Annotated in this window: 26 protein-coding genes; 10 read left to right on the top strand and 16 right to left on the bottom strand. The window is 68.8% G+C overall.

The genetic code is table 11. From position 1 onward, the window contains the following. Positions 1-183: 183 nt before the first annotated feature. From ACFWUU_RS27945 to ACFWUU_RS27930, 4 genes are all read left to right on the top strand, one after another. Entirely contained in the window at positions 184-384 is a 201-nt protein-coding gene (locus ACFWUU_RS27945; protein WP_137255913.1) for a hypothetical protein, read from the top strand. 61 nt (positions 385-445) lie between these two features. Continuing rightward, positions 446-1,099 carry a GNAT family N-acetyltransferase gene (locus tag ACFWUU_RS27940; RefSeq protein ID WP_380179661.1) on the top strand — a complete coding sequence of 218 codons (654 nt, stop codon included), beginning with the start codon at positions 446-448 and terminating at the stop codon, positions 1,097-1,099. Then, complete coding sequence (locus tag ACFWUU_RS27935) at positions 1,096-1,488, top strand: DUF2784 domain-containing protein (RefSeq protein WP_380179659.1); 393 nt, start codon at positions 1,096-1,098, stop codon at positions 1,486-1,488. The genes ACFWUU_RS27940 and ACFWUU_RS27935 overlap by 4 nt, the downstream gene beginning before the upstream one ends. A 29-nt stretch (positions 1,489-1,517) precedes the next feature. Beyond that, positions 1,518-2,156, top strand: coding sequence for a permease prefix domain 1-containing protein (locus ACFWUU_RS27930; RefSeq protein WP_380179657.1), 639 nt, complete (start codon positions 1,518-1,520; stop codon positions 2,154-2,156). Here the strand turns inward: ACFWUU_RS27930 and ACFWUU_RS27925 are convergent. Then, the gene (locus ACFWUU_RS27925; protein ID WP_137255916.1) at positions 2,136-2,462 is read right to left on the bottom strand and encodes a PadR family transcriptional regulator; all 327 of its coding nucleotides are present in this window, start codon (positions 2,460-2,462) and stop codon (positions 2,136-2,138) included. The two genes, ACFWUU_RS27930 and ACFWUU_RS27925, sit on opposite strands and share 21 nt — an antisense overlap. A gap of 84 nt (positions 2,463-2,546) precedes the next feature. Here ACFWUU_RS27925 and ACFWUU_RS27920 point away from each other — a divergent pair, with 84 nt between their 5' ends. Further along, positions 2,547-4,682, top strand: coding sequence for an MMPL family transporter (locus tag ACFWUU_RS27920; RefSeq protein ID WP_380179655.1), 2,136 nt, complete (start codon positions 2,547-2,549; stop codon positions 4,680-4,682). A gap of 2 nt (positions 4,683-4,684) precedes the next feature. On the opposite strand, the gene ACFWUU_RS27915 is transcribed toward ACFWUU_RS27920, so the two are convergent. From ACFWUU_RS27915 to ACFWUU_RS27875, 9 genes are all read right to left on the bottom strand, one after another. Continuing rightward, on the bottom strand, positions 4,685-5,035 hold the full coding sequence (locus ACFWUU_RS27915) for a VOC family protein (protein ID WP_137255918.1): 351 nt from the start codon (positions 5,033-5,035) through the stop codon (positions 4,685-4,687). A gap of 62 nt (positions 5,036-5,097) precedes the next feature. Continuing rightward, positions 5,098-6,234, bottom strand: a complete 1,137-nt coding sequence (locus ACFWUU_RS27910; protein WP_137255919.1) for an N-acetylmuramoyl-L-alanine amidase — start codon at positions 6,232-6,234, stop codon at positions 5,098-5,100. A gap of 41 nt (positions 6,235-6,275) precedes the next feature. Further along, on the bottom strand, positions 6,276-6,605 hold the full coding sequence (gene trxA / locus ACFWUU_RS27905; RefSeq protein ID WP_137255920.1) for a thioredoxin: 330 nt from the start codon (positions 6,603-6,605) through the stop codon (positions 6,276-6,278). 33 nt (positions 6,606-6,638) lie between these two features. Further along, positions 6,639-7,619 (bottom strand): thioredoxin-disulfide reductase, encoded by a 981-nt coding sequence (gene trxB, locus ACFWUU_RS27900; RefSeq protein ID WP_137255921.1) that lies wholly within the window; start codon positions 7,617-7,619, stop codon positions 6,639-6,641. A gap of 96 nt (positions 7,620-7,715) precedes the next feature. Then, entirely contained in the window at positions 7,716-8,477 is a 762-nt protein-coding gene (locus ACFWUU_RS27895) for a hypothetical protein (RefSeq protein ID WP_137255922.1), read from the bottom strand. 117 nt (positions 8,478-8,594) lie between these two features. Beyond that, positions 8,595-9,311: an RNA polymerase sigma factor SigM gene (gene sigM / locus ACFWUU_RS27890; protein ID WP_380179653.1), complete on the bottom strand. Its 717-nt coding sequence runs from the start codon at positions 9,309-9,311 to the stop codon at positions 8,595-8,597. Beyond that, positions 9,308-10,975, bottom strand: coding sequence for a hypothetical protein (locus ACFWUU_RS27885; RefSeq protein WP_380179651.1), 1,668 nt, complete (start codon positions 10,973-10,975; stop codon positions 9,308-9,310). The genes sigM and ACFWUU_RS27885 overlap by 4 nt, the downstream gene beginning before the upstream one ends. Positions 10,976-11,077: 102 nt before the next feature. Beyond that, complete coding sequence (gene murJ, locus ACFWUU_RS27880; RefSeq protein WP_137255924.1) at positions 11,078-12,724, bottom strand: murein biosynthesis integral membrane protein MurJ; 1,647 nt, start codon at positions 12,722-12,724, stop codon at positions 11,078-11,080. Then, positions 12,717-15,014 carry a hypothetical protein gene (locus ACFWUU_RS27875; protein ID WP_380179649.1) on the bottom strand — a complete coding sequence of 766 codons (2,298 nt, stop codon included), beginning with the start codon at positions 15,012-15,014 and terminating at the stop codon, positions 12,717-12,719. Before ACFWUU_RS27875 ends, murJ begins: the two co-directional genes overlap by 8 nt. 24 nt (positions 15,015-15,038) lie before the next feature. On the opposite strand from ACFWUU_RS27875, the gene ACFWUU_RS27870 reads away from it, so the two are divergent. Next, positions 15,039-16,499 carry a CCA tRNA nucleotidyltransferase gene (locus ACFWUU_RS27870; RefSeq protein ID WP_380179647.1) on the top strand — a complete coding sequence of 487 codons (1,461 nt, stop codon included), beginning with the start codon at positions 15,039-15,041 and terminating at the stop codon, positions 16,497-16,499. A 40-nt stretch (positions 16,500-16,539) separates the two neighbouring features. Next, a complete protein-coding gene (locus tag ACFWUU_RS27865) occupies positions 16,540-17,172 on the top strand; it encodes a hypothetical protein (protein ID WP_380179644.1) in 633 nt (210 codons plus the stop codon). Here ACFWUU_RS27865 and ACFWUU_RS27860 read toward each other — a convergent pair. Then, positions 17,169-17,924: an aminotransferase class IV gene (locus tag ACFWUU_RS27860; protein WP_380179642.1), complete on the bottom strand. Its 756-nt coding sequence runs from the start codon at positions 17,922-17,924 to the stop codon at positions 17,169-17,171. The two genes, ACFWUU_RS27865 and ACFWUU_RS27860, sit on opposite strands and share 4 nt — an antisense overlap. An 18-nt stretch (positions 17,925-17,942) precedes the next feature. Between ACFWUU_RS27860 and ACFWUU_RS27855 the strand changes: the two genes are divergently transcribed. Further along, positions 17,943-18,554 (top strand): hypothetical protein, encoded by a 612-nt coding sequence (locus tag ACFWUU_RS27855; RefSeq protein WP_380179640.1) that lies wholly within the window; start codon positions 17,943-17,945, stop codon positions 18,552-18,554. Here ACFWUU_RS27855 and ACFWUU_RS27850 read toward each other — a convergent pair. Next, positions 18,551-19,000, bottom strand: coding sequence for a GNAT family N-acetyltransferase (locus ACFWUU_RS27850; protein WP_380179638.1), 450 nt, complete (start codon positions 18,998-19,000; stop codon positions 18,551-18,553). The genes ACFWUU_RS27855 and ACFWUU_RS27850 overlap by 4 nt on opposite strands. Before the next feature lie 67 nt (positions 19,001-19,067). Between ACFWUU_RS27850 and ACFWUU_RS27845 the strand changes: the two genes are divergently transcribed. Further along, positions 19,068-20,309, top strand: a complete 1,242-nt coding sequence (locus ACFWUU_RS27845; protein WP_380179635.1) for an amidase — start codon at positions 19,068-19,070, stop codon at positions 20,307-20,309. Here the strand turns inward: ACFWUU_RS27845 and ACFWUU_RS27840 are convergent. Continuing rightward, complete coding sequence (locus tag ACFWUU_RS27840; protein WP_380179632.1) at positions 20,269-22,164, bottom strand: discoidin domain-containing protein; 1,896 nt, start codon at positions 22,162-22,164, stop codon at positions 20,269-20,271. The two genes, ACFWUU_RS27845 and ACFWUU_RS27840, sit on opposite strands and share 41 nt — an antisense overlap. 113 nt (positions 22,165-22,277) lie before the next feature. Here ACFWUU_RS27840 and ACFWUU_RS27835 point away from each other — a divergent pair, with 113 nt between their 5' ends. Further along, on the top strand, positions 22,278-23,291 hold the full coding sequence (locus ACFWUU_RS27835) for a LacI family DNA-binding transcriptional regulator (protein ID WP_380179630.1): 1,014 nt from the start codon (positions 22,278-22,280) through the stop codon (positions 23,289-23,291). On the opposite strand, the gene ACFWUU_RS27830 is transcribed toward ACFWUU_RS27835, so the two are convergent. Genes ACFWUU_RS27830 through ACFWUU_RS27820 form a run of 3 tightly spaced genes read right to left on the bottom strand, consistent with a single transcriptional unit; the run spans position 23,288 to position 25,304 of the window. Next, entirely contained in the window at positions 23,288-24,478 is a 1,191-nt protein-coding gene (locus ACFWUU_RS27830; protein WP_380179628.1) for an RNA polymerase sigma factor, read from the bottom strand. The two genes, ACFWUU_RS27835 and ACFWUU_RS27830, sit on opposite strands and share 4 nt — an antisense overlap. A gap of 2 nt (positions 24,479-24,480) precedes the next feature. Beyond that, a complete protein-coding gene (locus tag ACFWUU_RS27825) occupies positions 24,481-24,858 on the bottom strand; it encodes a YciI family protein (RefSeq protein ID WP_380179626.1) in 378 nt (125 codons plus the stop codon). Continuing rightward, positions 24,855-25,304 (bottom strand): hypothetical protein, encoded by a 450-nt coding sequence (locus ACFWUU_RS27820; protein ID WP_380179624.1) that lies wholly within the window; start codon positions 25,302-25,304, stop codon positions 24,855-24,857. Before ACFWUU_RS27820 ends, ACFWUU_RS27825 begins: the two co-directional genes overlap by 4 nt. Between the last annotated feature and the right edge of the window lie 14 nt (positions 25,305-25,318).

The following is a 25,318-nucleotide window of genomic DNA, read 5'->3' as shown; positions in this document are numbered from 1 at the left end:
ACGGTGATCGAGGGGGAAGTCACCAGGTTACGTCGAGAGACCCGAGTCCGGGCTGTGGATCGGCGCGACCTCTCACTACCATGCCTTATAGGGGCAGGTTCGACCATGCCGTGATCTGGCTGCTGAGACAGCCGGCCGGTGCGGTGCGGCCTGGGAGGTGGACTGCGGAAGGCAGGATTCGGGATGAGCGTGGGCAAGACAGCCGGCTGGACACTCGGCGGACTGGTACTGGGCGTGCTGGCCGGATTCGCGGCCGAGCTGTTCCGGCGGCAACCCGCCGCCAAGGTGCAACAGCGGTACGTCGCCCCCGAGGCGACTCGCACGACGGACGCACGGACCCCGGCCCCGGTGCCGGAACCGGCGACCGAACCCGCTACGCGATGACACGCATCGTGACGAAGCTAACAAGCGTCCGTCGATGCGGCGCCGCTGACCGGACGCGCTGATGGCCCGACGGCTCGAACCGCTGACACTCGCCAACCTCGGCGAGTTGCCGGTTCCGTGCCGTGACTGCGTGTTCTGGGAGCTGGACCCGGTCGCCGCACGCCAGGCCGACCGAAACGGCGACACCGCGCTGGAGAAGGAAGCCTGGTTGTCCCAGCTGCTGCTCGACTGGGGTCAGGCAGGAGTCGTGCTGTACGTCGACGACGACCCGGCCGGGTTCGCGCTCTACGGGCCCGCGACGTACCTGCCCCGGATCCAGGCGTTCCCGACGGCTCCGGTCAGCCCGGACGCCGTCGTACTCGCGACCGGGCGGATCCAACCGCGGTACCTGGGACTCGGGCTGGGCAAGATCCTCGTCCAGGCGGTCGCCAAGGATGTGCTGAAGCGTGGATTCCGGGCCGTCGAGGCGTTCGGGGACTCCCGGTGGAACGGGCCGGGCTGCGTGTGGCCGACTGAGTTCCTGCGCGCGGTCGGCTTCGGTGTCGTCCGCGAGCATCCGCGTAATCCGCGGCTGCGGCTCGATCTGCGCTCGGCGATCACCTGGCGTAGCGAGATGGAGGCCGCCGTCGAGCGGCTGATGGGTGCGATCCGCCCCGAGCCGTCGCCGTCCGGCCCGGTGACGGTCCGGGACGCGTTGAGGTCAGGTCCCGAGTGATCTGGCGCGCGCTGGCCGACGTGGTGATGGTCGTGCACGGCGCCTTGCTGCTGTTCTTCGTGGTGGGCAGCTTCCTCGCCTGGCGATGGCCCAAGCTGATCTGGGACCACCTCGCGATCGTGGTCTGGAACGTTGTCATCGTCGTGGTCGACTTCGGCTGCCCGGTGACCGCGACCGAGAAGTTCTTCCGCCGGCAGGGCGGCGAGAGCGTCTACGCCGGTGGGTACATCCACCACTACCTCGAGGGACACCTCTGGCCCGAAGGGCAGACGCCCTGGGCGGAGCGGATCGGGTTCGCGCTGGTGCTGATCGGGTACGCCGGGTTCTTCGTCGTACAGCACCGGCGGAAGGCCAAGGTCAGGGGCGAGTCAGTGGGACCCCGGACGTGAGCCGGGTGGACGGTCCCCATACTGGGAGGGTGCCTGTCGACGAGTACCTGGCCGCATTGAGCAAGCAGCTCAGTGGGCCGCGGCGCCGGAAGGCTGATCTGCTGGCCGAGGCCGGCGATCACCTGACCGACGCGACCGAGGCCTTCGAGGCCGACGGTTTCGACCGGTACGACGCGGAGAAGCACGCGGTCGCCGACTTCGGGGCGATCGAGGACGTCGCGCCGAGATACCAGGCCGAGCTCGCGATCAGCCAGAGCCGCCGTACGGCGTTGTTGTTGTTCGCGGCGCTGATCATCCAGCCGATCGTGTGGCAGAGCGGCGCGTGGATCTGGACCAGCGTTCCCGATCAGGCCACGCCGCTCAACGATCTACTGCAGACGGTGGTCCGAGCTGTCGGCATGGTCGTCATCGCCGGTGCCGTACTGGCTGTCCTGGCCACCGGCATCGGGGTCCGCTATCCCGTGGTGCGCGAGCACCTGAGCCGGGCGACCGCACTCTTCACGCTGGGCGGTTCCGCGCTGATCGCGGGGATCGGCGTCACGATGACCGCGACCAGTTCACACGCTCCCGGCATCCCTGCGTACGGCATCGTCGGGACGTTCGTCGTCCTGCCGCTCGCGCTGGTGAGCGTCCAGGCCGCTCGCTGCCTACGCCTGGCCCGGGCGTAGCACGCCTTCCACCACAGCCCGGAAGGTGATCCACTCCTGCTTGCCTGAAGCAAGCATCTTCGTGCCGGCGCTGGTCAGCTGGTAGGTCCGGCGCTTCCGGCCGCCGACCGTGCTCCACTCGCTGGCCAGGTAGCCGGCCCGCTCCAGCCGCCGCAGCGCCGGGTACAGCGTGCCGGTCGGCAGGTCGAGCTCGCCGCCGCTGCGCTCGAGCAGCGCCTCCATGATCGCGTAACCGTGCAGCGGCTCGTGCTCGACGACCGCCAGGATCATCGGGTCGAGGTGCCCACGCAGCGCATCCGCCTTCATGTAGCCAGTCTACTCATATGTCTGTTACTGTCGAGAGGCAACATGTAGCCAATCTACTTATAGGACAGTGAGGAGGGCCCGGCGATGACCGTGGAGACCCCTGTACGACGATCGCCCGGCGCGAAACCACCGGGTCCGCTCCACCGCGTCTCCGGCTGGGCCATGCGGCACGCCGGTCTCGCAGTTCTGCTGTGGGTGGTCGTGCTGGCCGCCGTCACCGCCACAGCGACCGTCGTGGGCGCGAACTACAAGAACGACAACTCGCTCCCGTGCACCGACTCCCAGCGGGTGACCGACATCTTCCAGGCGCACCAGCCGAAGGGCGACACGGCTTCGGTGCAGATCGTCGTCCAGGCCGACGGCGGTCTCGACGCGGACAAGAGCCGGATGGCGTCGATGCTGGCAGTCGTCCGGACCCTTCCGCATGTCGCATCGGTCGCGGACCCGTTCACCGCCCCGGGCAGTATGTCGACAGATCGACGTACTGCTTACTCGACCGTCAGCCTGGACGTCGCGGCGACGGATATGCCGGTGGAGGACGTGCGAACGATCATCCATCGGGCGCAGGACTTCGCACGGCCGGGGTTCCAGGTCGAGGTCGGTGGGGATCTGGCCCGGAACGCGGCGGACAGTTCGGGCGGTGCGTCCGAGGGCGCGGGGATCCTGGCCGCGCTGGTGATTCTCGTGTTCCTGTTCGGGTCGTTGCTTGCGGCAACGTTGCCGCTGTTGACCGCGGTGTTCGCGGTGGGCAGCACGGTCGCGTTGCTGATGCTCGCGTCGCATCTGTTCCCGGTGCCGGAGTACACGACGCCGGTGATGATGCTCGTGGGGCTGGGCGTCGGCATCGACTATGCGTTGCTGATCTTCTCGCGCTATCGGCATGAGCTGCTGAAGGGCACGGCCGATCCGAAGATGGTTGCCTTGGACACCGCTGGGCGATCGGTGCTGTTCGCCGGCTGCACTGTCGTGATCGCGTTGCTCGGGCTGTTGGCGCTCGGACTCGGTTCGTTGCAGGGCGTTGCGCTCGGGGTCACGTTGACGGTGTTGATGACGATGCTCGCCGCAGTGACGTTGCTGCCCGCTCTGTTGACTTTGTTCGGGAAGCGGATCGAGCGGAGTGTTCGCAAGCATGCCGCGAAACAGCGTCGTACCCCTGCTGACGGTTGGCGGAAGCTGGCCGGACTGGTGCAGCGTGGGCCGTGGGTGCCGTTGTTGCTCGGGACCGTTGCGCTGGTGGCGTTGTCGTTGCCGGCGTTGAACATGCGGCTCGGGTTCGCGGACGCGGGTACGGACGATCCGGCGAAGACGAGCCGGAAGGCGTACGACCTGCTGGCCGACGGGTTCGGTTCTGGATTCAACGGTCCGCTCGTCGTGGTGTCCGAGGGCGACAAGACTGCGGCGCAGGTACTTGGTCAGACGTTGGCCGCGGATCCCGGCATTGCAGCGGTGACGCCGCCGCAGCTGACTCCGGACGGCAAGGTCGCCACCGTGCTGGCGTTCCCGAAGTCGGCGCCGCAGGACGCGGCGACGAGCGACCTCGTGCAGAGACTGCGCGACGACACGTTGCCGAAGCTCGAATCGCAGACCAGGGCGACGTACCTGGTCGGGGGAGCGACGGCGGCCGCGGACGACTTCGCGTCGGCCGTGAGTAAGCGGCTGCCGATCTTCGTACTCGTGGTGGTCGGTCTGTCGGCGCTGCTGCTGACGGCGGTGTTCCGGTCGGTGCTGATCCCGTTGAAGGCCGCCGTACTCAATCTGCTCAGCATCGGCGCCTCGCTCGGCGTGATCACGCTGGTGTTCCAGCAGGGCTGGTTCGGTGCGCAGGCGGGGCCGATCGAGGCGTTCGTACCGGTGATGATCTTCGCGATCGTGTTCGGGTTGTCGATGGACTACGAGGTGTTCCTGGTGTCGCGGATCCACGAGGAGTGGCGGCGTACCCAGGACGCCCGGGCCGCCGTCCGGGAAGGACTGGCGACCACGGGCAGTGTGATCACGGCGGCGGCCGCGATCATGATCGTGGTGTTCGCCGCGTTCCTGCTGAGCCCGGACCGGATGCTGAAGCAGTTCGGTCTCGGCCTGGCGACCGCCGTCCTTCTCGACGCCCTCCTGATCCGCTGCATCATCGTCCCGGCCGTACTGCGCCTGATGGGCAACCGTGCTTGGTGGCTACCCCGCTGGCTCGACCGGGCGCTGCCGAGGATCGCACTCGAGAAGGACTGAGGTCAGCCGTTGGCGGCCACGCCGATCTTGTGACCTTGTGCGTCGGCGAAGACGCCGAAACTCGTGCCGGGGACCTGCTGGGCGGGCTGGACGATCTGTCCGCCCAGCTCCTCGGCGCGGGCGAGCGTGGCCGCGACGTCCTCGACCGCGACGAAGAACAGCACCTCGTCCTCGGCGCTCTGCCGCGGGCTGATCGCGACGTACGTCCCCTCCGGCGTACCGGTGTCGATGAACGTGTAACCGGGGAACGCGCCCTCGGACGCGATCTTCCACCCGAACAGGTCAGCGAAGAACTGCCGGGTCTTGTCTGGGTCCGCCGATCGGATCTCGGCATGGACGACTGGATGTGCCATGAGCCCCTCCTAGGTCAACTGATGCGTCAACCAGTTGACGAACGGCCCAGCCGGAAATCGACTCAGACGGTCAGCTGCCCGAAGCGGAGCATGCCGGTGGCGGCATCCTGCTCCGGCGGCAGGTACACCCGCTGGATCGCGACCACGATCGCCTCCGCGATCACATCGCGGAAGGCCGGGTCGGCCAGGCGGGCGGAGTCGTGCGGGTTCGTGACGTAGCCGATCTCGAGCCGGACCGCGGGCATCTTGGTCCGCCGCAGCAGGTCCCAGGTCTTCTCGTGGGTACGGCAGTCCAGCAGGTCGGTCCGCGCGACGATCTCGCGCTGCACCAGGCCGGCGAACTGCTCACCGACGCTTGACGAGGCGCCGTGCAGGTCGTTGCCGTAGTAGTACGTCGCGACGCCCTGCGCCTCCGGGTTCATCGAACCGTCGGCGTGCAGCGAGACGCACAGGTTCGCGTCGGTCTCGTTCGCGAAGGCGGCCCGGGCCAGCTCGTCCGGCCCCTGGTCGCGGCCCCGCGACAGATACGCCCGTACGCCGGTGGCGCCGAGGCGGCCCTCGATCCGGGCGGCCAGGTCGTACGCGATATCGGACTCGCGCAGGCCGTAGCCCTCCCAGCCGTAGTCGAATCCGCCGTGGCCCGGGTCGATCACCACGGTCTTGCCGGACAACCGCGGTCCGGCGGCGCGGACGGCCTCCCGCGCACGCAGCGCGTCGGGCCGGCCGCCGGTCGCCATCGGGCGGATCCGCTGCAGTGCCTTGAACGTCGACGGTCCGCATGTCCCGTCGCCGGGAAGCCCCATGTTGCGCTGGAAGTCGGTCACCGCGCGCTGGGTGTCGGCTCCGAAGATCCCGTCGATCCGCGCGACGGCGAACCCGAGCTCCTGAAGCTTCGCCTGCAGAGCGAGTACGTCGTCACCGGACAGCGGATGCGACGGAACGTACGTCAGCAGCCGGTCGCCCAGCCGCCACCGTGCGTCGTCGATGGCCCGATAGGTCTGCGGGCCGACGATCCCGTCGATCATCAGCCCGCGTTGCTGCTGGAACCCCCGGACAGCGTGCGCGGTCGCCTCGTCGTAGACGTCATGACCGCCGGCCAGCAGCCCGAGCCGCTGGAGCTTGCCGACGATCTCGGCGACCGCCTCACCGCTGTCGCCGATCCGGTACACGCCGTGCGGGCCAGACGGTGACACTGCCATGCAACTGCTCCTTGCCGTGGCGGACGGGGGTCCTGGGTAGATCAGGCCGTGAAGTCTGCCAGCTCCTTCAGCAGGGCAGCCTTCGGCTTCGCGCCGACGATGGACTTGGCCAGTTCACCGTTCACGTACACGTTGATCGTAGGGATACCGGTGACCTTGTAGTTGCTCGGGGTGACCGGGTTCTCGTCCACGTTCATCTTCAGGAAGGTGAGCTTGTCGCTGTGGTCCTGCGCCAGCTCCTCCAGGATCGGCGAAACCTGGCGGCACGGGCCACACCACTCGGCCCAGAAGTCCACCAGCACCGGCTTGTCGCTCTTCAGCACGGTCTGGTCGAACTCGGCGTCGGTGACGGCGTTCATGTTCTCGCCCATGGGCGTATCTCCTTCAGTGGTTATGAGTCAGGTTCAGACAGAGACAGGCTCGGTGGTGGCGGCCGCGTGCTCCGCGTCCTCCAGCGTGGCCAGGTAGCGCTCGGCGTCCAGGGCGGCCGCACAGCCGGTGCCGGCCGCGGTGATCGCCTGCCGGTAGGTGTGGTCCACCAGGTCGCCGGCGGCGAACACGCCCGGCAGGTTGGTCTGGGTGCTGTCCGGCTTGACCAGCACGTACCCCTCGTCGTCCAGGTCGACCTGGCCCTTGACCAGCTCCGAGCGCGGGTCGTGCCCGATCGCGATGAACAATCCGGTGGCCGGCAGCTCACGGGTCTCGCCGGTCTGGGTGTCCTTCAGCGTCAGGTGGCTGAGCTTGTCCTCACCGTGGATCTTGTCGACCGCCGAGTTCCAGTGGAACTGGATCTTGTCGTTGGCGTGCGCCCGGTCGGCCATGATCTTCGAGGCGCGCAGCTCGCCGCGGCGGTGCACCAGGTGCACCTTCTTGGCGAACTTGGTCAGGAAGGTGGCCTCCTCGACGGCGGAGTCGCCACCGCCGACGACCGCGATCTCGTGGTCACGGAAGAAGAAGCCGTCACAGGTCGCACACCAGGACACGCCGTGCCCGGACATCCGGTCCTCGTCGGCCAGGCCGAGCTTGCGGTAGCCCGAGCCCATGGCCAGGATCACGGTCTTCGCGCGGTGCTCGACACCGGCGGAGTCGGTGACGACCTTGATGTCGCCGGTCAGGTCGACCTTGGTGATGTCGTCCGGCACCAGCTCGGCGCCGAAGCGCTCGGCCTGGGTGCGCATCTCGTCCATCAGGGCCGGGCCCATGATGCCCTGCGAGAAGCCCGGGAAGTTCTCCACCTCGGTGGTGTTCATCAGCGCGCCACCGGCGGTCACGGAGCCTTCGAAAACCAACGGCTCCAGTGCCGCGCGAGCGGCGTACACAGCGGCCGTGTAACCGGCCGGGCCGGAGCCGACGATGATGACGTTGCGAACTGTGGAGTCGCTCATTCAGGCGTTCCTCGGGGAGTCGAGATTGGTACGTCGTACTCAACGGATCCTAGAGGCCGTCCATTCCCACGGTACCCACCCCGTCAGGGCGGGTCGTCATCGATTGCGCAGTGTCACCGTCGTGTCGTAGAACGGGCTCGCAACGCCGCCCGGCTCGCTACATCCGGTGACCGCGAACACCTGGATGTCGCGCGGCGAGCCGCCCTGCAGACCGATGATCGTGGCCCGCTTGCCGTCGATCTTGGCGGGCTGGACCAGCCGGACGTTCGGGTTCGGCCGGGCGGACGCGAACGTCCGCGCGCAGGCCTGCTCGGCCGCGGAACCGTGCATGATCGCGCCCGGGTTGTGCTCGAGCCACTGCTGGATCTGCGGGCCGAGGTCGTTGGTGGTGGTCGTCACCGCATCCGCGGGCGGGGAGTTCTGGTCGGTGCTCGCCGCGCCGTCACCGGCGTTGTCCTTGGTCGCGAACACCACGCCGACGCCGATCGCGGCGATCAGTACGACGCCGGCCGCCGCGCCGAGCAGCTTCGGCAGGTGGCGGCGGGGCTCCTCGCGGATCTGGGCCAGTGAGTGCACGCCGACCGTCGAGGCACGCAGTACCGACTCCGACACGATGACGGCGTCCAGGTGCTCGGCGACGTCGGTCGGCATCGGGATGTCGGCGCGGCCCTCCTCGGCCAGGTCCTCGGACAACTTCACCAGGGCGTCGTACGTCTGCTGGCACTCCGGGCAGGCCTTCACATGCTCACGAGCGCGGTGCGCCTCGGGGGCAGGCAGCAGGTTCTCGATCAGATCGGCGATCGTGTCCGTATCCAGGTGCTCGAGGTGCTCACTGGTCGGCAGACCGGATTCGGTCATCGGGGCTCGCCTCCTCACAGGAGGTATGCGGCGGCGTGATCATATGAAGCTCCGGGTCGAAGGCAGGTGCAGTCGGGTCGCCAGAGGCAGGCGACCTCGCTTCGACGGTGTACCCGTTCATTCGGTTCCCACCGCTTCCGCGGCGGATTTCTCCGGTACGTCGGACTCCCGGGTCGTCTGCCAATGCCGCAGCAGCGGGAGCAGCTTGGCGCGACCGCGGGCGCAGCGGGATTTCACCGTGCCCGGGGCGCAGTCGAGGATCGCTGCAGCCTCCTCGATCGAGTAGCCCTCCATGTCGACCAGCACCAGCGCGGCGCGCTGGTCCTCGTTGATCTGCTTGAGCGCGTTGAGCACGTCCAGGCGGCGCTCCCGGACCTCCGCCGGGTCCTCCTCGGACGGCCCGGCCAGCTCGGCCGCACGGTCCTCGTCCTCGGGGAGCGGGTCGGCGGCCCGCACCTGACGGCGGCGGATCCGGTCCAGACACGCGTTCACCACGATCCGGTGCAGCCAGGTGGTCACCTTCGCGTCACCACGGAACGAGTCGGCCCGCCGGAACGCCGAGATGAACGCCTCCTGCAGCGCGTCGGCCGCCTCTTCGGGCTCACCGAGCGTCCGGATCGCGACCGCCCACATCCGGTCCCGGTGCCGCTTGACCAGGAACCCGAACGAGTCCGGGTTGCCGGCTACGTGCATCCGCAGCAGTTCGTGGTCGTCGAGCTGGTCGTAGCTCGTCGGCGCACCGGAAGGAGCAGCCGGATGCACCGGCTCGCCGGCGCCGATGCGCGGGACGTCCGGGCGGGGCGGCTGGTCGCCCGAGTCCAGGTGGGCCGTCATTTCTGGATTGAGACCTCCGAGATGATGCCCCGGAATCCGCCGTCGGCCTTCGGCAGCTTGGTCAGGTACACCAGGACGTACCGCGAGGTGGTCGGCGACTGGGGAGTCAAGGTGACCGTACCCTCCGGCTGGTCCGCCTTGGTGTCCACCGCCTTCCAGCCGCTCACCGAGGTCGGCGACTTGGTCGTGTCGCCCTTCGGGACCATCAGCTGGATGCTCGTGTCGTCACCCTGCAGCGCGACCGCCACGCTCGCGATCGACGTGTTCGCGCCGAGGTCGTAGACGATGCCCACGCCGGGCTTGGTGCCGCCCAGGTTCGGCTTGTTGTGGTACGTCTGCGTCTGCCAGGTTGTGCTGGCCTTGCCGTCGTACGTGTTCGGGACGTCCTCGTGGTGCTCTTCGCCGTTCCCGCCGTCGGCCTCCGGGTCGAAGTCCTTGGCCGCGACGATCTTCGCCGGGCCGCTGGTCGCGGACGGCGTCGTGCTGGTCTGCGGCGGGGCGCTGCTCTTCGCGCCGCCGCTGTTGCTGTCCTGGTCGTTGTTCATCGCGCCCTTGAGCAGGAACTGCGCCATCGCGATCACCGACAGCAGCGCGAGGATCGCGAGCAGGATCAGGATCCGGCCGCCCCAGGAACCCTTCGGCTTCGGCTCGTCGTGCCGGCGCCGGCCGTTCCCGTTCGACGGCGGGGGAGTCTGGCGGCGGACCGGTCGCGTCTCGGCCGCGGTGTTGTACGCCGGCTGCGGCGGGCGGTACCCGTTCTGCTCGGCGTCGTACGTCGGCTGCGGGTTCGGGTCGAGGGCCGGCGGGCCGGCCGGCGGCATGGCCTGGGTGGCGTCGTCGATGCTGCCGTTCTGCCGGGCGACCTGGACCGTCTCGTCCATCTGGTTCGGCGGCTCGTGCGAGCTGCCGACGACTCCGGACAGCGCGGCGGACAGGCCGGCCGCGCTGGTGATCGGCGGGGCGTGGTGCCGGGGCGGATCGCCCAGCAGGCGGTCGCTGATGTCGTCGAGCGAGCGCGGTACGCCGGCTCGCACCTGGCGTGGGCTCAGCAGGCGGCCGTGCTCGACCGGTGCGGGCTGGAGCCCCCAGGCCGGCGCCGGACCGGGCCAGCGGCCGGTCAGGGACGCGAACAGCAGCTCGCCGAGCGAGTGCACGTCTTCCTCAGGTGAACCCGCTCCGGACGACCGCAGCGCTGCCTCGGTGGCGACACCGACGACCTTGATCGCGCCCGCGTCGGTGATGATCACCGTCGCCGGGCTGATCGCTCCGTGCGCGTAGCCGGTGCGGTGCAGGTTCTCGAGCGCTTCGGAGACCTCACGGGCCAGCCAGCCTGCCTGCTGCCCGGTCAGCGGCCCGGTGCCGAGCATGCGCTCCAGGGAGCGCCCGCCGGCCCATTCGCGGACGCAGTACGTCACACCGTCGTGCATGTCGCAGTCGAGCACCCGCAGGAACCGCGGATCGTTCGCGGCGGCGGCCCGGCGCGCGGCGTCGAACAGCAGGTTCGTCCGCGGATCACCGACCGGCAGTACGTCGACGACGACCGCGCGGCTGAGGACCTCGTCCACGGCCCGCCACACCCGCGCCCCGTCGATCTCTGCCAGCAACTCGGCGATCCGGTACCGCCCGGCCAGCAGGGCACCAGGACTCACGGTCTGGTTCGACACGGTGTCTCTCGCCCTCCTTGATGCCCCAGCGGCCCTTTCGCAGCCCCATGTTAGTGCCCCACCGAGACGACACGTGGTGCACGAATGCACAAGCGTTCCGGTTCAGCGGCGTACAGGCAACTTCGATGTGACCATGGACACCACGTCGTTCACTTCGTGGATACGGAGTACCCGGGACACTGCGGCGTATACCGGGAGCATGACGGCCGCCGCGATCACCAGTTCGAGGATGGCGCCGAGCGGTCCGGACCAGTCGATTGCCAGGCTCAGCGCCCAGATCACCAGACGGGCCGTACCGACGCCGGCCACCGCCGCGATCACCATCGCGAGCAGCGGGAGCCCGATCCCCGCACCGGGCACGCGCGGCACCCGCCGCCGCAGCACCGGCCTGGAGATGAGTACGGCGACCAGATAGGCGAGCGCGTATGCCGCGCCGAGCACCACGCCGCTGAACCGCAGGTGCTCGGCGTCGAGCAGCACCCGGACCCCGATCACGGCCGCGGCGATGTTGGTTGCCGCGATCACGCATTGCAGGAAGAACGGAGTCTTGGTGTCCTCGAAGGCGTAGAACGTGCGGAGCTGGAAGTACTGCACGGTGAACGGCACGATGCCGAGCGCCAGCGTCATCAGCGTGTACGACATCAGCGTCAGGTTGTTCTTACCCGAGCCGTACCCGGCGATCAGCGTGACGATCGGATACGCGAACGCGATCATCGCGGCCGCAGCCGGTACGACGATCGCCAGCGTCTGCCGGATCGAACGAGCCGACAGTTGGGCCACCGCCGCGGTGTCGCCCTCGGCCGCCAGCGCGGACATCTGCGGCAGTGCGGCGGTCGCGAGCGAGACCGTGACGATGCCGTGCGGCACCAGGATGATCAGCATCGCCGTGCTGTACGCGAACAGACCGGCCTTCGCGCCGGGGTCGTCGGACGCGCTACCCGCGATGGCGAGCTGCGTGACCACGACGAGCGTCACCTGGTTCACGGCGACGAAGAGAACCGTCCAAAGGCCCAATCGGGCAGTGTGCCCCAGACCGGTACCGCGGAGGCCGAACTTCGGCCGATAGGTGTGCCCGCTCGCCTTCAGGTACGGCAGCAGCACCAGCAGCTGGACGGCGATGCCGATGGTGTGCCCGAGCCCGAGCAGCAGCTCCTCGCCGCGGCTGTACGTCGGAGGCGTGTCGCCGACCCGGTAGACGAACAGGAAGATGACGATCGAGGCGCACGCGACGATGTTGTTCGCGATCGGCGCCCACATCATCGGACCGAACCGGCGCCGCGCGTTCAGCACCTGACCGACCAGCACGAACGCGCCGTAGAAGAAGATCTGCGGCAGACAGAGCCGGACGAACATCACCATGTTCGCCTTCTCGGTCATCCGGGACGGATCGTGCAGCTCCTTCGGCAGGTACAGCTCGGCGATCGCCGGCGCCAGCAGCACGCACCCGACGGTGACGACGGCGAGTACGACGAAGCCGAACGTCAGCACCCGGTTGGTGAAGTCCTGACCGCCGTCGTCGTGGTTCTTGATCGCGCGGACCAGCTGCGGGACCAGGACGGTGTTGAACACCCCGCCGGCGAGCAGGATGTACAGGCTGTTCGGAATCGTGTTCGCGGCGGTGAAGATGTCGCCGCGCAGCGCGGTGCCGATGGCGGCGGCAAGCAGGGCGATCCGGATGAATCCGAGCAGGCGGGACAGCACCGTTCCGGCTGCCATCACCGCCGCGGATCGCAGGGTGCGGTCAGCCATCCTTCGAACCGACTCCTTCTTTCAAGGACGCATCCGGAGCCGCAGCTTCGGGTACGCCGTTCGCCGCGGGGCGATCGTGGGCGGGATCAGCGGTGTCAGTGGACTCGGCGACCTCACTGGCCTCAGCGGCCTCGGCGGCGGGAGTCGGGTTGCGGCGCTCGGTCCGGATCCGGCGGTAGATGCGGACGAACGACGTACCGAACAGGAGGGCGCAGGCGGCGCCGACCAGGACCCAGCCGACGCTGCCGTACTGGCTGGCCTGGATCAGCAGCTCCTGGGACTTGCCGACCGACTGGCCGCCCGCGGTGACCACCTGGGCGTTGGCCCGGATCAGACCGTTCTGCTCGGCGCTCGCGGTGATCCGCGGGGTCCACTTCTGCCGCGGGCCGAGGACGGCGCTCTGCGGCGGCGTGATCTTCAGGTCGGACCGGTTGGCCGCGGTGACCTGGATGCCGACCCGGACCGACCACTCGGTGTCGTTGGTGATGGTCAGCGGGAACGTGCCCTTGCTGCCGGCCAGGTTGACCTTGATCTCCTTGCGCAGCCCGCGGTCGACGCTGGCGTTGACCAGGTGCACCTTGCCGAGCTGCTGGTTCGCCGATCCGAGCTCGATCGCGGTGAAGTGCCGGGCCTCTTCCGGATAGCCGTTCCAGCCGGACGACGTGGACCGCAGCAGTGCGTGCGTCATCACCTCCGGCAGCGCGTTCTCGTCGACGAGCAGGGCCTGCATCGTGCTGGTCGCGGCGTCGAGGTCGCGGATGCTGCTCAGGTGCGACTCCGTCAGTACGCCGTTGTTCTGGCCCGCCTTCGGAGCTCTGACGGCCTGTGGACGGGGATTGCTCGCCACGACCGTGCTGACGTCGGTGGCCTTGATCCAGGGCAGCGACAGACTGGCGGCCAGTTGCGCGGTGGCAGCGCCGTCGGTGTCCCAGCCGCGGGGTGGCAGGACGACGACCGACGAGGTGCCCTTGCCGCTCGCGGCGATCAGCGCGGTCTCGGCCGCGAACCGCTGGCGGACCTGCAGCGGGCTGGAGGCGGTCTCCGGGTCGGGGCCGCCGTCGGTGAGGGCGGAGTTCGCGATGACGGTACGGACGGAGGTGTCCGGACCAGGCGTGGTCACGTCGTACACCGGGGTCGTGGTGAGCACGGGCCGGGTCGCGGCGGACCACGAGGCGCTGCTGACCAGGTTCAGGTCGCTGGAGCTGGCGCCGGCGAAGCCACCCGAGGCAGCGCCGAGGTAGCGGCCGGCAGCGGCGCCGCCCTCGAGCCACAGGCCGTTGGTGAAGGACGGCGGCACGTTCACCGAGGTGGCGGGCAACGCGTAGCCCTGGGTCGCCTTGCGGGCATCGGCGACGAGCTTCTTCAGCGGCTCGCCCGAATCGAGCAGGCCGGCCACATCGGGGTCGCCGTACGGCAGGAGGACGACCTGGTTGCCCGCGGCCCGGGTGGCGTCGAGCTCCTTGAGCCACGTCGTCGCGACGGTCACTCCGGCGCCCTGGGTGGTCTGACCGTTCTGACCGACGATGACGTAGCCCTTGGTCATCTGCCGGATCTCGTCGAGCATCGCGGGGTCGAGCAGCCAGGTGACCTTGTGCGCCTTGCCCAGCGCGAGCAGGCGGCCGAGCGAGCCGGTCGGCGCGAGCGACTGGGCCAGGGAGTCGTTGGCGAAGTTCTTGCCGCCGAGCTGGGTCGGGCGGTGCCGCAGCGGGATGACGAGGGCGGTGTCGACGGTGCGGGTCAGCGGCGTCGTACCGGCCACCGGCATCAGCGTGCGGGCGCGGCCGGCCATGATCCGGGCGCTGTTCGGCGGTTCGCCGCGGAACGTGACGCCGACGACGTACACGCCGGTCTGGTCGTTGATCCGCCATTCCTTCCACGGCACCGTCAGCGTGAACTCGACGGTCTGCTTCGGCGCCAGCGGCTGGTCGAACGGCTTGAACGTCTGCGGGTCGTTGGTCAGGTTGCTGCAGCTGTCCCGGTCGTTCATCGGGGTGTTCTGCTCGGTCGGGATCGCGTCGACGGCGGCCGTGCTCGCGAGCCGGGTGCGGTCGATACAGGCCAGCGCCTGCGGATCGTTGAACGTCACCGAGCTGGTGTTCGTCACCCGGCCCTTGATCACCACCGGCTGGCCGGGCCTGGGAGCGACCGGGCCGAACGAGTCGATCGTGACCTGGACGGTCGGATCGTCGGCCGGAGCGGCGTCGGCCGGAGCGCCGAGAGTCGCTGCCGAAGCAGCAACCAGCAGGCAGGCTCCCGCCACCGCAGAGAGCCTCAGTCGCCGTCTGAACACGCCGTCACCGTAACCTAGTTCCCCGTGTCACCATTTGCCGACCAGTCAGGCTCTGCCGGATCGTTGCCCGCAGTGCAGCGACGAGCCGTCCAGGCCTTGCTGCAACTCGCTCCGGTGGTCGACGAACTGGGCTCCCGGTTCGATGCCGCCGGCCATGAGATCGCCCTGGTCGGCGGTCCTGTCCGGGACATTCTCCTCGGCCGGGGGAGCAAGGATCTGGACTTCACCACGTCAGCACACCCCGATGTGATCGAGCGGTTGCTGTCCGGGTGGGCGGACCATGTGTGGGACATCGGCAAGGCGTTCGGCACCATCGGTTGTCGTCAGGGCGAGTGGGTCCTGGAGATCACGACCTACAGGTCGGAAACCTACGATCCCACCTCGCGCAAGCCCGAGGTCGCGTACGGCGACAGCCTGGAGGGCGATCTGGCCCGCCGGGACTTCGCGATGAACGCGATGGCGGTCCGGCTGCCGTCGCGGCAGTTCGTCGACCCGTACGGCGGGATCACCGACGTCGCGAACAAGGTCATCCGTACGCCGGGCACGCCGGAGGACTCGTTCTCCGACGATCCGCTGCGGATGATGCGCGCGGCCCGGTTCGCCGCGCAGCTCGGGTTCACGCCCGACCCGGCGGTGGTGGCTGCGATGACCGCGATGGCCGACCGGATCACGATCGTGTCCGCGGAACGGGTCCGCGACGAGCTGGAGAAGCTCATCTGCGCCGACCAGCCGCGGATCGGGCTCGATCTGCTGGTGTCGACCGGGCTGGCGAAGTACGTGCTGCCGGAGCTGCCGGCGCTCAAACTGGAGCGGGACGAGCACCACCGGCACAAGGATGTGTACCAGCACTCGCTCACCGTCCTCGATCAAGCCATCGACCTGGAATCCCGCCTGTCTGTTCCGACGCCCGATTTCGTCGTTCGGTTCGCCGCGCTCATCCACGACATCGGGAAACCGAAGACGCGGAAGTTCGAGGACGGCGGGAAGGTGACGTTCCACCACCACGACGTGGTCGGGGCGAAGCTGGCCCGGAAGCGGATGAAGGCGCTGCGGTTCAGCAACGAGCAGATCGAGCAGGTCAGCAAGCTGATCGAGCTGCACCTGCGCTTCCACGGGTACGGCGACGGTGAGTGGACGGATTCCGCCGTACGGCGGTATGTCCGCGACGCCGGCGACCAGCTCGAGCGGCTGCATGTGCTGACCCGGGCCGATTCCACGACCCGGAACAAGCGCAAGGTCGAGATGCTCCGGGCCGCGTACGACGACCTCGAGGCGCGGATCGCCCGGCTGCAGGAGCAGGAGGAGCTCGATGCCCTGCGCCCCGATCTCGACGGCAACCAGATCATGGAGATCCTGGGCATCCCGCCCGGCCGCGAAGTCGGCGAGGCGTACAAGTTCCTGATGGAGCTCCGCCTGGACGAGGGGCCACTCGGCGAGGACCGCGCCCGCGAGGAGCTCCTGCGCTGGTGGTCGGCGCGCTCCTGAGCCCTCGTGGCGCGACGGTCCCGGGCAGTACGGTCGGGCAATGGTGTGGCTATATCTCACCGTGGGCGCGGGGGTTCTGATCGTCGTCGGCGGTTACCTCCGGGCTCGGGGTGCGCCGGCGCGAGCGGCAGCGGGCGCGATGAAGCGAATGCGCGACCTCGTGACCGAGGACGTAGAGCAGCTCGGCGCCGAACTCGACACTCTGGACGGCGTCACGGCAGATCCGCATTACGTGCAGGCACAACGGGCCTACAAGTCAGCTCGGGCCGCGCTCGCGCAGTCGCAGGAGATCGAGACTGTGGCCGAGGCGGTCGCGGAGGGGAACTACGAGGTCGCCTGCGTGCGGGCCGGTCGTGACGGCCGGGAGTTGCCGGAAGAGCGGGTGCCTTGCTTCTTCGATCCGCGGCATGGTCCGTCGACCGCCGACGTGCTGTGGACAGAGCCGGGCGGTGGGCGGCGGAGGCTGCCGGCCTGCACGGGCGACGCGGAGCGGATCAGCGCCGGGGCGGAGCCGTTCGTCCGCACGGTCGACTACGACGGGGTGCAGGTCCCGTACTGGGAGGCGGACACGGGTGCTTACGGGCAGGCCTACTTCTCCACTGACGAGCACGCGCTTGCGGTGTTCGCGGCCGAGCAGGATCCGAGTGAAGGCGGAAGCCACACTGCGGGCTAGATCGCCTGTGGGAGTTGGGTTGCGTATGCCCGGGCGATGAGCTCGGCTGATTCTGGGTGCGGTTTGTAGGTCGTGTTGTTGATCGACGCGACCGGCAGCGCGGGGTCGATCGAGTTGGTCAGGTATGCCGCGTCGTACAGCTCGAGGGCTGTCACCGGTGCTGTCGTGTAGGCGGGCAGGCCGCGTTGGAGGATCTGCTGGCGGATGCCGTGGAGGACCGGGGCGGACGGGAAGACGATGTCGGTGCCGCGCGCGAAGCAGATGTTCCAGATGGAGGCTTCGGAGATCTCGCCGGTCCGGGTGTGGAAGAGGGCGTCGTCGTACCCCTCGTCCTTTGCTTTGTGGGCGTAGTAGGTGAGGTCGAAGGTGCCGGTGTGTTTGAGGTGCGGGACCGCTCGTTCGTGCTCGTAGGTGACGAGGCGAACGGGATCTGTGGTCGGTGCAACGGGAGGGCCGACGCGCACCAGTAGGTGGAGGCGCGTGGTGGCGAAGACGTTGACGCGGATCGAGAGGTCGCCGGAGCCGGCCTCGTCGACGGCGGCGCGGAGGTCGGTGCGGACGCGGTCGGCGGGCATCGGTTCGCCGAAGACCTCGTGGGTGCTGCGGTCCAGCCGGTCGAAATGCAGGTCGAGGCCGTCGACGCGGCCGTCGCGGACCTGCATTGAGGTGAAGTGGCCGAAGGTGGTTGCGCGCAGCAACACCGGGTCGACCGCGCGCAACAAGGCCCCGTCCAGCAGCAAGAAATCGGTCACGCACTCTAGTCTCGCGGTGTGGACGTATGGAGCATCATCGGGTGGGGCGGATCCGCGCTCGTCGTGTGGTCGTTGCTGCAGACACGGATCCTGAGGTTGCGGATCCTGAACCTGGTCGGCTGTGTGATCCTGGTCGGCTTCAACGCCGCGGTCGGCGTCTGGCCGATGGTCGGGATGAACGCGGTGCTGGCCGTCATCAACGTCGTACATCTGTGGCGGCTGCTCCGGCACCGGCACGACGAGGCGGCGTACCAGGTGCTCGAGGTCGACAAGACCGACGCGTACCTCGGCTACGTCCTGGATCGGCACGCGAAGGACATCACCCGGTTCAACCCGGGGTTCACGCCCGGGGCGAGCGAGTACGCGTTCCTGGTCCAGCACGACGACCGCACCGTAGGCGTGGTCCTCGCCCACGACGCCGGCACCGGCCGCGCGCAGATCGACCTCGACTACGTGGTCCCGAAGTACCGCGACTTCACGCCCGGCGAGTTCGTCTACCGCCGCAGCGACGTCTTCACCGACCACGGCTTCCGGCAGGTCCTCGCCCCACCGCGGATGCTCGACTCCACGCCGTACCTGAAGAACCTCGGCTTCCGCCGCGAGGGCGAGCACGTGGTGCTGAACCTCTAGAGATCCTTCGCGAAGCAGAGCGAGACCGGCTCGTGCTCGAAGGGCGGGTACGGCGGGGTCGGCTGGTAGCCGTGGTTCGTGTAGAGGGCGATCGCCTCGGCCTGTTTGGTGCCGGTCTCCAGACGCAGGCGGGTCAGGCCGGTGGAGCGGGCCTGCGATTCGACGGCGTCCAGGAGGATGCGGGACAGGCCCCAGCCGCGGGCGGTAGGGACGACGTACATGCGCTTGATCTCGCCGAGGTTCGGGGCGACGGGCTGGAGGCCGACGCAGCCGACCGGGGTTCCGTCGAGGGTCAGCAGCGTGAAGGCGATGTCGGGGTGGAGGGCGACGAGCGGCTGGTCCTCGCCGTACATCGCGGCGAGCTCGGCCTGTTGAGCGGTGACCAACGCCCGGACGGCGGGGTCCGTCGCGGGTGCTGCCTGCAGTTCCACTCCCTCGATCAGCATGAATCGGACGGTAGCAAGATGGCGTGACGCTGCTGTTTCCATTTCCTCTCTGTGATCTGATGACCGGGTGAGGTCACTGGTCGAGATCGCCACTGGGGTACGTGACGGGACGCTGGACCCGGTGGAGCTGGTTGAGGACGCGTTGGCGCGCGCTGCCGACGCGGCCGAGCTGAACGCTGTTGTGCACCTCGATGTGGAGGGTGCGCGCAAGGCGGCCGCCGCGCATGACCGGACCGGTGCGCTGGCAGGTGTTCCGGTGCTGGTGAAGGAGATCGTCGAGGTCGAGGGGCTTCCGTACCGCTGTGGTTCCGCGTCGATGGACGAGGTGGCTCGGACAGACGCAGAGGTCGTACGGCGGTTGCGCGCGGCCGGGGCGATCATCGTCGGGCTGTCGCACACACACGAGTTCGCGTACGGCTGCACAGGTACGTCGAACCGCGTCGGACCCTGCCGGAACCCGCACGATCCGTTGCGGATGACAGGTGGCTCGAGCTCCGGGTCAGCTGCTGCAGTGGCGGCCGGCGTGGTGCCGCTGGCGATCGGGACCGACACTGCGGGGTCGGTGCGGATCCCTGCCGCGTTGTGCGGGGTTGTCGGCTTCAAACCGTCCTACAACACCATTCCGACTGACGGCGTGTTCCCGCTGTCGCAGTCGCTCGATCACGTAGGCGTGCTGACCCGCACCGCCAACGGCGCTGCGTACGCCCTGTCCGCTCTCGCCGACGTGCGCACCGTGGACCTGGCCACGCCTCGCCTCGGTGTGGCCGCCAACCCCGAATACGGCGCTCTCGGCCCGTGGTCGGACGCATTCGAGTTGGTCGACGTACAGCTGCCGGACTGGTCCCACAGCTTCACCACAGCCGCCAACCTCCAAGGCCCTGAAGCGGTGGCGAATCATTCAGCGCGTTCCCAGGACCGGTATCAGCCCGACGTCCAGCAGCGGTTGCGTGAGGCTTCGGCTGTGCAGCCGGCGGACTATGCGCGGGCGCAGGAAGACGCGGTGGTGATCAGGCGAGAGTTGGACGCCGTGCTGCAGCAGGTGGACGCGGTGCTGACTCCGACCGTGCTGACGACTGCACCGCTCATCTCCGAAGCGGCGACGCTCGACGGCGGGCTCGAAGTACGCAAGCAGTTGCTGAACAACACCCGCCTGGCCAACCTCACCCGGCACGCCGCGGTCAGCATCCCGGCACCGACCGACGGCCTCCCCGTCGGCTTGCAGATTATTGCTGCAAGCAACGAGAAGGCCGCCGCGGTCGCGTGCTGGCTCAGCGATAGATTCGAAGGTCAGCCAGGCTCCACCAGTTAGCCGCTGAACCCGTCGACGTCACGCGCACATAGCGCGCATGCGTCGGCCGTAGCTCGACCGTTGTGAGCTGGCCGGTGGAAGCACCGGACGCGACGGTCTGCCAGCTCACACCATCCTTGCTGACAGCAACCTCGTAGCCGCGCGCGTAGTCGCCGGCGTTCCCGCCACTGTCGAGCGCAACCTGACGGATCGTCTGCGTCTTGCCCAGATCCACCTGCACCCACTGCCCGGGCGCCTGCGCCTCCTTGCTCTGCCACACCGTCGACCCGTCCTGATCGGTCAACAGCCCAGCATCCGTCGCGTTCACACTCGCCGTCGCACCTGCAACAGCCAGCTGCTGGGGTACGTCGGCCGCCACCCGACCCCAGGTGTACGTCGCGATCGCGCCGCCAGGCAGCTCGTAGTCGAACGTCTTGTCGCCCACCGCGACCGTGAAGCTCCGCGGGTCGTCGTTCTCGTTGTGCACCAGGAGCGCCGTCGTACCGTCCGGGTTGCGGAACGCGGCCGACATCAGCTGGCCGTTCCATCCGGTCGTCCCGTACGACGTACTCCCGATCCGCACCGCGCCCGGCTTCACGAACTTCGACAGGTGGCCGATCGTGTAGTACTCCGCATCGGTCGTGACCGTCCCGTCCGGCTGCAGCGTGACCAGGCCGGTGCAGGTGTCACAGCCGCCGAGGTGCGGGCCGCCGGTGGAGTCGAGGGCGATGTTCCAGTTCACGACGGACTTGGCCCAGTTGCGCGTCGTACCGAGCATCAACGTGCGGGCGTGCCAGGTGAGCGTGCCGCGGAAGATCTGCGGCGGGGTGTCGGTCGGCCCGTGCGAGCCGGAGCATTCGGTGAACCAGATCCCCTTCGACGGGAACGCGTTGTGCAGATCGGTTTGCTTGGACGGATCGCCCGAGTAGCAGTGGTACGCAGTACCCGCGATCCACTTGGCGGCCGAGGTCTGGAGCAGCTTGTACGGGTAGTCGGTCTCCGGGTCCTCACCAGGAGGGGTGGAGGCGATGTCACCGGGATGCGTGGTCCAGTTGTGGTCGTAGCCGAGGATCTTGGTCCGCGGGCTGGCCTTCTTGAGCAGCGGTCCCAGGGCGGTGATGACCGCTGCTTCCTGCCGCACCGGCATGTCCGTGCCCGGGTACGCGCTCGGCTTGCGGTTCTGCGGCTCGTTCTGGATCGAGAGGAAGTCGACCGGTACGCCGGCCTTCGCGTACGCCTGGACGAACTTCACCAGGTAGCGCGCATAGGCGTCGTAGACCTTGGGGTCGTCCTTGAGCCGAGTGCCGACGAGCGTGTCGCCGGTCTTCATCCACGCGGGCGGACTCCACGGCGTCGCCATCACCTTGAGCTGCGGGTTGAGCTGCTTGGCCCGCCGCAGCAACGGCAGCACCTGCTGCTGGTCGTGCGCGATCGTGAAGTGCTTCAGGCCGAAGTCGGTCTGGCCGGCCGGCACGTCGTCGTACGTGTAGTGCTCGGCCGCGGCGGTGAAGTCGGACGAGCCGACCGGCTGGCGCAGGAAGCTGACGCCGATCCCTTGGCGGGGGTCGAAGAGCTTGCGCATGGTCTGCTCGCGATCGGCCGGGCTGAGCTTGTACAGCACGCTCGCGGACGAGTCGGTGATCGAGGCGCCGAAGCCGTCCATGGTCTGGTACGACGTCCGCGGGTCGACCGTGATCGTTGTCCGGTCGCTCGCTCCGTCGTGGAACGTGACGGGCGCACGCTGGTGCAGCAGCTCGGCGCGGTCCGGCGTGGTGACCCAGACATTGACCTGGGTCGTCGGGGGATGGGCCTGGGCAGGTCCGGTGAGTGACGCCACCGTGAGAGCAAGGGCGACGCCGAAGGCGGGTGTTCTCATCGCGCTCCTCAGGGATGAAACAAACGGCCTCAGGACACGCCCGCTGTCGACCAATGTCAAGGTCTGGGAGCGTAGGTCTAGAGTGCTGAGCGTGAAACAAAGCGATGTAACAAATGCCGCGCGCTAGAGCGACCATGCGCGACGTCGCGGCCGCGGCCGGGGTGTCGCTCGCAACCGTGTCCCGTGTGGTCAACCAGGTCGGCGGCATCGCGCCGGAGACTCGCCGGCTGGTCGAGCAGGCGATCGAGGACCTCGGGCTGCCCGCGCCCGTGCCTCGGGGTGGTATGCCGAAGCCGGTCGAGGGCGCCGTCTACGTGCGCTGCCCGTACGTGCTGACCGACTACTTCGGCCTGATCGTCTCGTCGATCGCGGAGACGCTGGACCGGCACGGCCGGCAGGTGATCCTCAACGCCGGCGAGGCCGCGCAGCACGATCCGGTCCTGCCGCACCTGGCGTCTCGCCGCGGCGTCGGCGGCGCCGTCCTCATCCTTCCGCCTGAGCCGAGCGAGGACCTGGTCCGGCTGAGTTCGCGTCGTTTCCCGTTCGTCGTCGTTGATCCACGGACCGCGCTGCCACGCGACATCCCGTCGGTTTCCGCGGCTCACCACTCGGGCGCCCGCCAACTGACCGCCCATCTGACCGCACTCGGCCACACCCGCATCGGTGTCATCGCAGGCCCGCGCGAATGGCTGGCCGCCGACGCTCGCCTGAGCGGTCACGCCGCCGCGCTCGCCGACGCCGGCATCCTCCCCGACCCATCGCTGGTCCGTCACGACCAACCGACCACGCTGCACGGTTACCGCGCCGCGCTCTCCTTGCTCGAGCTCGACCCGCGCCCGACCGCGCTGGTCGCGTTCAACGACAAGACCGCGATCGGCGCCCTCCAAGCCGCGACCGAGCGCGGCCTCTCCGTCCCGGGTGATCTCTCCATCGCCGGCTTCGACGACCTCGACCTCAGCCGCGCGACGACGCCTCAACTCACGACGGTCCGCCAGCCGTTGCAGGAGATGGGCCGGATGGCCGTCAGCCTCCTGACCCGCCTCCTGGACCGCCACGAAGTCGAAGCGCTGCATGTCGAGCTCGCGACCGAGCTGATCGTCCGCGGCAGCACGGGCTCACCCCGCTAGCGCTCGCGGAGACGTGCCGCGCGGTTGCGGAGGTAGCGCTGCTCGGGGGTATTCGTGGTGAGTTTTGCCGCTGACAGGTAGGTGTCGGCCGCTTCGCGGTGATCGCCCCGCAGCTCGAGGAGATGCGCCCGGACGGCATGGAAGCGGTGGCCGCGGAGCGCGCGCTCGTCGGTCGCCAGCGTGTCGAGGAGCCGGATGCCGGCCTCGGGGCCGTGCACCATCGCGGTCGCGACGGCCCGGTTCATCCGGACGACCGGACCGTCCAGCAACGGTTCGAGCAAGTTGTACAGGGCAAGGATCTGCCGCCAGTCGGTGTCCCGCGCCGTCGTCGCCTCACTGTGGAGGGCGGCGATCGCGGCCTGCAACTGGTACGGCCCGAGTGCCGTCGTACGCATCGCCCGGGTGATCAGCTCGGTGCCCTCGCGGATCGCCGCGTGATCCCAGCGCGACCGGTCCTGCTCGTCGAGCGGGACGAGCGCACCGTCGGCCGCCGTACGCGCGGATCGGCGAGCGTCGGTCAGCAGCATCAGGGCCAGGAGTCCGGCCGCCTCACCGTCATCGGGCAGCAGACCGTGCAGCATCCGGCCGAGCCGGATCGCCTCCCGGGACAGGTCGGCCCGCGCGAGCTCGTCGCCGGCTGTACTCGTGTAGCCCTCGTTGAAGATCAGATAGAGAACCTGCAGTACGGCGGCCAGCCGCTCCTCGTAGTCGTCGGGCCGCCGGAACGGTTGTCCCCGCAGCTTCTGCTTCGCGCGGCTGATCCGCTGCCCGATCGTCGCTTCGGGAGTGAGCAGAGCGGCGGCGATCTCGCTCGTGGTCAGGCCGCCGACCGCTCGAAGCGTCAGGGGGATCTGGGACGCAGCCGGCAGCGCCGGGTGGCAGCAGAGGAACAGAACGGTCAGCGAGTCGTCGGTTGCGCTGACCGGTTCCGGAGCGACATCCGGCGTACGAACGGCGTCCTCGCGGTGCCGGCGGGACTCCTCGTTGCGCAACAGGTCGATCAGTCGCCGGGAGGCGACCCGGATCAGCCAGGTCCGTGGCTCATCCGGGACGCCCTGCTCGGGCCACCGTTGCGCGGCGACCAGGAGCGCCTCCTGGACCGCGTCCTCACACGTCTCGAAATGGCCGTACCGTCGGACCAGTGCGCCGAGCACCTGCGGGGCGAGGCCGCGCCACAGCTCCTCCATCGTCAGCTGTCCGGGCGGACGTCTTCCGGTCCGGCCATGATCGGCCGTACTTCGACCGTCTCGCCGACAGCGTCGACGATCCGGGCCGCGATCGCCATCACCCGGTCGTGGCTGTCACAGTCCACGATCGCGAAGCTCGCCAGGACCTCCTTGGACTCCGCGAACGGTCCGTCACTGGCGACCGGTCCGGCCGCGGTACGTCGTACCGTGCGGCTCAGCGCCGGATGCGCCAGGCCCTCGGTGCCGAGCAGCTCGCCGGTCGCGGTCAGCTCCGCCGCGAGGTCCTCGTAGAACTTGCAGGCCGCGAGGAACTCCGGGCTGTTCACGTCGACGGTGTCCCAGGCGGTCTGGTCGCCGTACGCGAGAAGCAGGTACTTCATCGGTCACTCCTTGAGGCAGCGGTCCGGACCATGGTGGCGTGATAGCCGCCGCCCGGATACACCCAGTCTCCGGTGAGGCGGTTGCCGTTGTCGGTGAAGACGCCCTTGAAGTGGCCGGGCGACCCCTTGAAGCCGCCCCAGATCGTGAGCTCGTCGCCGGCCAGCTCGTAGACGTAGTCCAGCGTGTTGCCGTCGGCGTCGTACACGCGCGACTTCACCTCCGTCCCCCGCTCCCCGCCGAACGGGTGCTCGTAGCCGATGATCTCGGTCATCCGTCCTTCGTGGCCGTCGTGATCGAGGCGGCCGCGCTGCACCAGGAAGTGGCCGCCGTCCATCCACTCGAAGGTCGTCGTACCGGTCGCGCCGCCGCTGACGTCCCAGGTGCCGACGAGGCGGCCGAGGCGCTGCAGTTCGTTGGTCGTGTCGTTGCTCATGTCGTTGGTCATGCTGCTACCTCGAA

The sequence above is a fragment of the Kribbella sp. NPDC058693 genome, assembly GCF_042715335.1.
Lineage (GTDB): Bacteria > Actinomycetota > Actinomycetes > Propionibacteriales > Kribbellaceae > Kribbella > Kribbella jiaozuonensis.
This window is presented reverse-complemented; position numbering and strand designations above follow the sequence as displayed.

Excerpts from the sequence above, each read along its gene's own strand:
- ACFWUU_RS27915 (WP_137255918.1), bottom strand. The coding sequence starts at position 5,035 with ATGGCACATCCAGTCGTCCATGCCGAGATCCGATCGGCGGACCCAGAC.
- ACFWUU_RS27835 (WP_380179630.1), top strand. The coding sequence starts at position 22,278 with ATGCCGCGCGCTAGAGCGACCATGCGCGACGTCGCGGCCGCGGCCGGG.
- trxB (WP_137255921.1), bottom strand. The coding sequence starts at position 7,619 with ATGAGCGACTCCACAGTTCGCAACGTCATCATCGTCGGCTCCGGCCCG.
- ACFWUU_RS27865 (WP_380179644.1), top strand. The coding sequence starts at position 16,540 with ATGGTGTGGCTATATCTCACCGTGGGCGCGGGGGTTCTGATCGTCGTC.
- trxA (WP_137255920.1), bottom strand. The coding sequence starts at position 6,605 with ATGGGCGAGAACATGAACGCCGTCACCGACGCCGAGTTCGACCAGACC.
- ACFWUU_RS27940 (WP_380179661.1), top strand. The coding sequence starts at position 446 with ATGGCCCGACGGCTCGAACCGCTGACACTCGCCAACCTCGGCGAGTTG.
- ACFWUU_RS27825 (WP_380179626.1), bottom strand. The coding sequence starts at position 24,858 with ATGAAGTACCTGCTTCTCGCGTACGGCGACCAGACCGCCTGGGACACC.
- sigM (WP_380179653.1), bottom strand. The coding sequence starts at position 9,311 with ATGACGGCCCACCTGGACTCGGGCGACCAGCCGCCCCGCCCGGACGTC.
- murJ (WP_137255924.1), bottom strand. The coding sequence starts at position 12,724 with ATGGCTGACCGCACCCTGCGATCCGCGGCGGTGATGGCAGCCGGAACG.
- ACFWUU_RS27830 (WP_380179628.1), bottom strand. The coding sequence starts at position 24,478 with ATGGAGGAGCTGTGGCGCGGCCTCGCCCCGCAGGTGCTCGGCGCACTG.
- ACFWUU_RS27910 (WP_137255919.1), bottom strand. The coding sequence starts at position 6,234 with ATGGCAGTGTCACCGTCTGGCCCGCACGGCGTGTACCGGATCGGCGAC.
- ACFWUU_RS27820 (WP_380179624.1), bottom strand. The coding sequence starts at position 25,304 with ATGACCAACGACATGAGCAACGACACGACCAACGAACTGCAGCGCCTC.
- ACFWUU_RS27920 (WP_380179655.1), top strand. The coding sequence starts at position 2,547 with ATGACCGTGGAGACCCCTGTACGACGATCGCCCGGCGCGAAACCACCG.
- ACFWUU_RS27945 (WP_137255913.1), top strand. The coding sequence starts at position 184 with ATGAGCGTGGGCAAGACAGCCGGCTGGACACTCGGCGGACTGGTACTG.
- ACFWUU_RS27850 (WP_380179638.1), bottom strand. The coding sequence starts at position 19,000 with ATGCTGATCGAGGGAGTGGAACTGCAGGCAGCACCCGCGACGGACCCC.
- ACFWUU_RS27840 (WP_380179632.1), bottom strand. The coding sequence starts at position 22,164 with ATGAGAACACCCGCCTTCGGCGTCGCCCTTGCTCTCACGGTGGCGTCA.
- ACFWUU_RS27895 (WP_137255922.1), bottom strand. The coding sequence starts at position 8,477 with ATGACCGAATCCGGTCTGCCGACCAGTGAGCACCTCGAGCACCTGGAT.
- ACFWUU_RS27925 (WP_137255916.1), bottom strand. The coding sequence starts at position 2,462 with ATGAAGGCGGATGCGCTGCGTGGGCACCTCGACCCGATGATCCTGGCG.